This window comes from Muribaculum sp., assembly GCF_029051885.1.
Classification (GTDB): domain Bacteria; phylum Bacteroidota; class Bacteroidia; order Bacteroidales; family Muribaculaceae; genus Muribaculum.
The window spans coordinates 1-7,640 of record NZ_JAIDKI010000236.1; the positions used below are offsets into that span (position 1 = coordinate 1).

General features: G+C 46.4%; 6 protein-coding genes and 1 pseudogene. 3 read left to right on the forward strand and 4 right to left on the reverse strand.

Annotation, left to right across the window (positions count from 1 at the left end):
- A partial coding sequence (locus tag K2I50_RS09720; protein ID WP_301026125.1) for a hypothetical protein occupies positions 1–1,385 on the forward strand: 1,385 nt, incomplete at its 5' end.
- 83 nt (positions 1,386–1,468) lie between these two features.
- Here the strand turns inward: K2I50_RS09720 and K2I50_RS09725 are convergent.
- The 4 genes from K2I50_RS09725 to K2I50_RS09740 are packed head-to-tail and all read right to left on the reverse strand — an operon-like array spanning position 1,469 to position 3,859.
- Positions 1,469–2,371: a LysR substrate-binding domain-containing protein gene (locus tag K2I50_RS09725; protein ID WP_301026127.1), complete on the reverse strand. Its 903-nt coding sequence runs from the start codon at positions 2,369–2,371 to the stop codon at positions 1,469–1,471.
- Positions 2,372–2,428: 57 nt separating this feature from the next.
- Positions 2,429–2,923, reverse strand: a complete 495-nt coding sequence (locus tag K2I50_RS09730) for a threonine/serine exporter family protein (protein WP_301026128.1) — start codon at positions 2,921–2,923, stop codon at positions 2,429–2,431.
- A gap of 2 nt (positions 2,924–2,925) precedes the next feature.
- Positions 2,926–3,681 (reverse strand): threonine/serine exporter family protein, encoded by a 756-nt coding sequence (locus K2I50_RS09735; protein ID WP_367279101.1) that lies wholly within the window; start codon positions 3,679–3,681, stop codon positions 2,926–2,928.
- A complete protein-coding gene (locus K2I50_RS09740; RefSeq protein WP_301026129.1) occupies positions 3,662–3,859 on the reverse strand; it encodes a hypothetical protein in 198 nt (65 codons plus the stop codon). Before K2I50_RS09740 ends, K2I50_RS09735 begins: the two co-directional genes overlap by 20 nt.
- 276 nt (positions 3,860–4,135) lie before the next feature.
- Between K2I50_RS09740 and K2I50_RS09745 the strand changes: the two genes are divergently transcribed.
- Positions 4,136–5,803, forward strand: coding sequence for an AMP-binding protein (locus tag K2I50_RS09745; protein ID WP_301026131.1), 1,668 nt, complete (start codon positions 4,136–4,138; stop codon positions 5,801–5,803).
- 54 nt (positions 5,804–5,857) lie between these two features.
- Positions 5,858–7,138 (forward strand): annotated as a pseudogene (gene bioA, locus K2I50_RS09750) (adenosylmethionine--8-amino-7-oxononanoate transaminase); the annotation flags it as partial.
- Positions 7,139–7,640 lie beyond the last annotated feature (502 nt).

Genomic DNA, 7,640 nt, shown 5'->3' on the forward strand with positions numbered 1-7,640 from the left:
ACTCAGAGGTAGCCAACGATCCGTGGTCAGACACTCTCGAAGTTTACCTGGACTTCCTCATCGGATTCTGGGAACCCGACGACCAGGTGCTCAATCGCGACAATCTCAAAGCCGATACCGACTATTACATTTACGCCTATGGCATAAACAAAAAAGGAGAATTTACGACAGGACTTTTCAAGCAACTTGTACACACTGCCGGCCTTATCGACATCACGTTCAACCTTGAAGCCTCCGACATTACCCCGACTACGGCTACCATAAAAGCCTCTCCCGACAACTCTGACACATATTACTATCTTGGATTCATTACCAGAAATGAATTTGACAATGAATTCAATGGCGACGAAGAGTATGTTGTCAATAACGCTCTCGCCACAGTGCGAATGGCTGCATCGGGCGGAGCCTCTCTCGACCAGATATCGACTGTACACAAAGGCAACGGGTCACTGCAACTCGCCGGCCTTACTCCCGACATGGAGTATTACATCCTGGCATTCGGCATCGATGAGAGCATAAATGCATGCAGCCGTCTTACAAAAGCCGGTTTCAAGACCGCTCCGGTAACAGTAACCGACAACTGTACATTTACCCTTGCCACTGTATCGGCAGAGCCGATGTTCATCAATGTCAATGTAAAGCCCACCGACGAATCCACCCGCTACTTCCTGACAATCAAAAAGACATCAGAAGTAGCAGGACTGACTGCCACTCAGGTCGCTGACAACGAACTGGCATTCAACAACGGTTTTAATCCTCCAGTCGACTGGACTACCGACCCTCGTGTATTCACCGGCGAGCAGACTCTTAACTCACGCAAGAATCTCGGTGTTACAATCATAATGCCGTCAACCGAGTATACTGTATATGCATTTGGCGTGAATGACGAGGGAGTGCGCACAACCATTGTCTCCACACTGAATGTCACCACTCCGGCCGCCACCGAGTCGACCATGACTCTCACCATAAAAGATGTGACCGCAGGCGGAGAGACCGACCCCAACGATTGGTTTGGAAATACAATACCCTATTTCACATACGGTATCACTCCGTCGGTCGACAATGAATATTACTACACAGGCGTAGTGAAAAAGACAGACTACGACAAATTCTCCGATGACAAGGCATTCATGGCCAATGTAATCGACAAGGCCGGCGACCTAATCATGATGAACTGTTTTATGGGTGAGAACAACAGCTCACTGTCCACACCGGCAATGTTCAAGACCACTACAGACTATGCAGGAAATACACTTATCAACGGAGAGACATACTACATATTCACATTTGGATATGCAGGCATTGCCACTACTCCACTCTTCAAATATGAAGTAAAAGCCGATGACGGATCCACCGGCGGAGGCGGCTGGTGGCCTGAATGGTAACTATAATACCTCAACAATACATCATAACAAATGGGCTGTGTCACACTGAATTGACACAGCCCATTGTTTTCATCGCTATTTCATCAGAAATCAAGCACGCGCTCCCTTACTGCTATTGAATCTTTAAGAAGTTTGATAAAGGCAAGTGACGAACGTTTGCGGTAGGCATTCTTAAGCATGTGCACACATCCGTCCATCTCATTTGATGGCATCTCAATCGGGATGGCCTTTACTCCGGTAGCGTTATATATGGTAGCTTCGGCAAGAATGGTTATGAGATTGCTCTTTTTTATCAGTTCGAGCAGTATGTTTACTTCATTAAGCTCGATACGGATATTCTTCAACCTCACCATCGATCTTGCTATATAATGTTCAAGCGCATTTCGTGCCTGAAGGCCTTTTGTCGGAAGTGCCAAATCAAACTTCTCAAGTTCAGAGAGACTTATCTTTTCTCGCGAAGCAAGAGTGTGGGAGTCTTTTACGATTACAGCCAGATGGTTGTCGAAAAGCACATGTGACTCTATTTCCTCGTTGCGCACAGTCGGACGAAACGCCAGCACGAAGTCAACCGTGCGGTTTGTGAGCATATCCATCAGTTCTGCCATCGGCTTATAATATATATTCATCCTGACATGCGGATACTGCTTCATAAACGACATCAGAGTCTCGGTAAGTATCGGACTGAACGAATAGGTGACCCCGATATTAAGAGTACCGGTAAGAATTTTCTGGAGATCATTTATCCTGTCGCGGCATGTCTCGGCATCGTGAAGAGTACGTATGGCCAACGGAAGCAATTCGCTACCACATTCCGTAAGATTCATCGAATGGCTGCTACGCTCGAAAAGTTGCACTTTCAGCTCATCCTCAAGCTGTTTAATCTGCTGAGAAAGCGTGCTTTGAGCAAGATTCAAGGCACGCGCCGCATCAGAGAAACTCAGTGTCTCGGCTGTCTTGACGAAATATCTAAGTTGTCGGAGTTCCATAATCCACAAAGATACTACATATACTAATAATAATCCAGGCTAAACGCTTGAATTCATTTAGCGGGTAGCCTGAAACGATATCTTCTTCAGTAAGAACACGGGGATATTGGCTCCGATTACCATTCCGGTTATTATAAATATGCATGTGAATCCGTTGAATGACAGAAGATACAGATAATGGTTGAACACCTCCTCGTGGGTATGCATCAGACATGCCGCCAAAGCCTCTATCGTACGGTAAGCATACATCCCCGGAATCATCGGGAGCAACGCCGGAAAGAAGCATACCTCAGCCGGACATTTTATCTTTTTCGCACAGATTACACTAAGAAAGCCTATTACAAGCGCCGCAATAGTACTGCCCGCTATTATATGCATATGGCATATTCCGGAGGAGGTCAACACATACCTCACGGCATGACCGGCCGCTGCAATTCCACCACACCACAGATAGGCTCGACGTGGAGTGTTGCTGATACTTGAAAAACCGATTGCCGCTATCGCCGCAAACAATCCGTCTTCAAAAATATTTATGAGTAGACTGTCAAGCATATTCAAAACCAGTTAAGTCCAAGGATAAACATCCCGATACAAAGGCCGGCCGACAGGCAACACGTAAGCACACACGCATCCATAAACCGACTCAGCGCACATAGATAATGACGCCCGATAATATCGCTAATTGCATTGATGTACGGGACACCGGGTATCAGATACAACACACTCGTACCGAGCGCAATCTCCGGAGTAGTGCCCCATCCGAATACATGCCCTCCGGCACTTATCGTGGCAGAAAAGAAAGCCGAGCACAAAAAAGTAAGCCTCACATCACGTCCATCCTCAAGCATCACCTGCTTAAGGCGGTATCCGGCCAAAGTAGCGATAAACACTATCAGCATCGCGACAAAATCTCCGCCAAAGAGCCTGCAAAAAGATGCATTGGCCAACGAAGTGAGAATCAGCACTTCGCGAGCATCGGTAGGCTTGGTACACGCAATATGCCGGAACACTCTTTCAGCCTGTCTGAATCCGATTTTTCCATCGGCAAGCTCCCAGCTCAAACGACTAAGTTTAGCATTGATATCGAAACTTATGCCGCATTTGCATGTCTTCCTGGCGATTACCGAACCGTCGGGAAGCACAACCTGCACATGTCCCGGCATAATCTCTATATCGGCATCAAGATTAAGCGCATGTGCCATTCGGCCTATATTCTTTTCTATTCGAGTGCATGTGGCTCCGCTGCCCCACAACAATGACGCATACTCGGCCAAAAATGTACCGGCCTCATCAGAATTCATCTTCATCATAGCGGTCACCAGGCAGATAGAATATCTCTTTCTCCTTACCTATCTCGATCAGAGGAATGCGATGATGGCGCACAGCAGACCTCTGAGAGTGTTTGCGATGATATAATAATCCCCTCACAACGAATGTGCACATCAGTACTCCCACTATTGCACACCATATAATCATTTGCTCGTTCATAATATATTTTTTTTATTTCGGGGGCAAAATTACCCTTGAAGAACGGCGTTGTAAAGCATCGGTCAAGTTTTTTTACGATACCGGCAATCACGATTTCCGATACCACACCCACCGGGCTGCTTCACGCTATTTTATATATAACAACAGTGAATGCATTATTCCGATAAAATGTTTCTAAACCTTTTATCAATACATAGTGTATATATTTCTGATAATTTATGTTATTTTTGCAGGATATAAACAGTCAGCCGCAATAGCTGAACCAACCTTTACAATATGGATACCCAGCTGCTCAATCCCATATATGAACAAAGTTTCCGTGATAACTGGGGCCTGCCGGCTCTTACAGAGTATGGGAAGAAACATACCCTGAATTATGCCGATCTGGCACTCGACATAGCGCGCACTCATCTTGCCTTCGAGCTGTCAGGAATAAAAAAGGGTGATAAAATCGCACTTATAGGCCGCAACTCTCCAGGATGGATTGTCGTATTCATCGCCACCATTACATATGGAGCTACAATTGTCCCGATACTTCAGGATTTCAACCCTACGGATGCCACCCACATCCTCAACCACTCCGAATCGATATTGCTCTTTGTAGACGATCATATCTGGGAGAATCTCGAGTTTGAGCAGATGCCCAACATAAAAGGCGTAATATCCCTTACAAACGGGAAACTCCTTGCCGAGCATCCAGCCAACGACGGTAAAATCGCCTATGAGTTCAAAAATATAAACCGCAAGTTCCGTCGCCGCTATAAAAACGGATTCGGCCCGGCTGACATAAAATATGCAGAGACATCGGCCGACGACATCGCTGTACTTAACTATACCTCAGGCACAACAGGATTTTCCAAAGGTGTAATGCTGTCATATCGTAATCTCTGGGGAAATGTGACCTTCGGCGTGCAGTCAAGACTCCACTTCCAGGGTTCACGATGCCTGGCTTTTCTGCCTCTGGCACATGCCTACGGATGTGCGTTCGACATGCTCGTACCACTCGCTACCGGAACACATATCACTGTATTCGGCAAGCTGCCCGCTCCGAATGTACTGATACGTGCACTGTCTGAGGTACGGCCTAACCTTGTAATATGCGTGCCTCTTATTCTTGAAAAAATATACCGCAAGCAGATTCTGCCTATGATTACCAGCAAACGCATGCGATGGGTGCTGGCAATTCCCGGTCTTGATAAAGCGCTTTATGTAATGATACGCCGCAAACTTGTCGAGGCGTTCGGAGGCGAATTTGAAGAAGTAATCGTAGGTGGAGCTCCTCTTAACCGCGAAGTCGAAGAGTTTCTCCACCGCATTAAATTCCCGTTTACAGTCGGCTATGGCATGACTGAATGCGGACCGCTTATAAGTTATACACCCTGGAGGCAATTCATAGTAAGTTCATCGGGGCGTACACTCGCAGGATTTATGGAAAGCCGCATTGACAGTCCGGATCCTGAAAACATACCCGGAGAGATATGCGTAAGAGGTGTAAATGTAATGAACGGATACTACAAGAATCCGGAAGCTACCGAAGCGGTGCTTGACAAAGACGGATGGCTCCATACCGGCGACATGGGCACACGTTCTTCCGACGCAACCATATTCATACGCGGGCGCTACAAAACAATGATTCTCTCGGCCAACGGACAAAATATATACCCTGAGGAAATAGAGGCTAAGCTCAATAATATGCCACTTGTGGCTGAAAGCCTCGTCATCGAGCGCAACAACCAGCTTGTAGCACTTGTATACCCCGACTATGAGGCTATGGACAAATTTGGCATCTCCAACAGCCAGCTTCCGGATGAGATGGAAAATGTGCTCTCCGATCTCAACAAACTCGTAGCTCCATATGAACGCGTGTCAAAAATACAGCTCATTGCCAACGAGTTTGAAAAGACTCCCAAGCGCTCAATCAAACGCTACCTGTATAACGCATGAAATAAACAGTCAATCAAAAAGATGCACGATAACCAATCATTATTGCATGACGCATGGGACCGCGAACACCTGTGGCATCCCTATACATCGACAATCAATCCTCTCCCCACATATAAAGTAAAATCCGCACATGGCGCCAGAATATGTCTGGCCGACGGAACCGAACTTATCGACGGCATGTCATCCTGGTGGTGTGTAATCCACGGATACAACAACCCTCGAATCAACGACGCCGCCAAGCGACAGATCGACAGCATGTCACACGTAATGTTCGGAGGGCTTACCCACGAACCGGCAATCGAGCTTGGAAAGATGCTCCTTGAAGTAGCACCTCCGTCAATGCATAATATTTTTTATGCCGACTCAGGCTCAGTAGCAGTGGAAGTAGCCATGAAAATGGCTATACAGGCAGCGGTGTCACGCTCCGGAAGCCACACGAAAACCAACTTTGTGACTATCCTGTCAGGCTACCACGGCGACACCTGGAATGCAATGAGTGTGTGCGATCCTGTCACCGGTATGCATGGCGCGTTCGGCACATCGCTCCCGATACGTTATTTCATCCCCCACCCTTCATCTAAATTCGGAGGTGAATGGAATCAGACCGACATAAAGCCTCTTGAGGAATTGCTTGAAAAGCATTCCGACGACATCGCTGCCATGATACTCGAACCCGTAGTGCAGGGAGCCGGAGGCATGTATTTCTATCATCCACAATTTCTCGTGGAGGCCCGACGGCTTTGCGATAAATACGGCATATACCTGATATTCGACGAAATAGCAACCGGATTCTGGCGAACCGGTAAATTTTTCGCATGGGAATGGGCCGGTGTTCAACCCGATATAATGTGCATAGGAAAGGGCCTTACTGCAGGATATCTGACAATGAGCGCCGTACTTACGACCGCCCAGATAGCCGATACCATATCGCGAGGAGAAGCGGGTGTGATGATGCACGGTCCAACATTTATGGCCAATCCTCTTGCCTGCGCCATAGCCGTGGAGTCGCTGAAAATGCTCAAAGAGCAAGATATGAAGTCGCACATCGCCCATATCCAGGAGATACTTGAGCGCGAACTGGCGCCGGCTGCCGAACTTGCTGACGTTGCCGAAGTGCGTGTGCTCGGCACAATCGGAGTGGTGGAGATGAGAGAACCTGTCGATGTCGGAGCTTTTCAGAAATTATGTGTAAAAGAAGGCATATGGATTCGACCATTCGGACGAAACGCATATGTAATGCCACCATATACCATTACTGACGAAGAGCTGATAACCCTCTGCCGCCGATTCCTGAAAATACTTGACAAAGACAGTATCGGGCTGAATCTACGATGACATAATGCAGAATAATATAGCAATACAGGCGAATAATAATTAGCCAAAATGTTTGCATATTATCAATCTTATTTCTAAATTTGCATTGTAAAAGATTTTATTTGACTAATATCATCTATTATCACTGTCAGCCTGAGATATCAGATTGATTTACCAGCATAGAACAAAATCTATAATTAGCCTAAAATAATTCGCACATGCCAATTATCTATCTACTTTTTTGGCATAAGAAAGGCTCGCGACGTGTGTCGGGGGCCTTTCGTTTTTTAGATACTTTCTCAGAAACTGTGTAAATTCATATCACTTTGCTTTTGAATAGCCAACAAAAATACATCTGACATTCTCTCTCAAAATCTGTATCATAAGTAAGTCGTAAAAATTATTTTATATTTCCGGCGAGAGGATTTTTGATGGATTTTTCCTCGATGAGGAAGGAGTGTAGCGAGCTACATGACTGACGAAGAGAGGGAAAAGCGGCAAAAAGACTCCGCCTGAAATATAA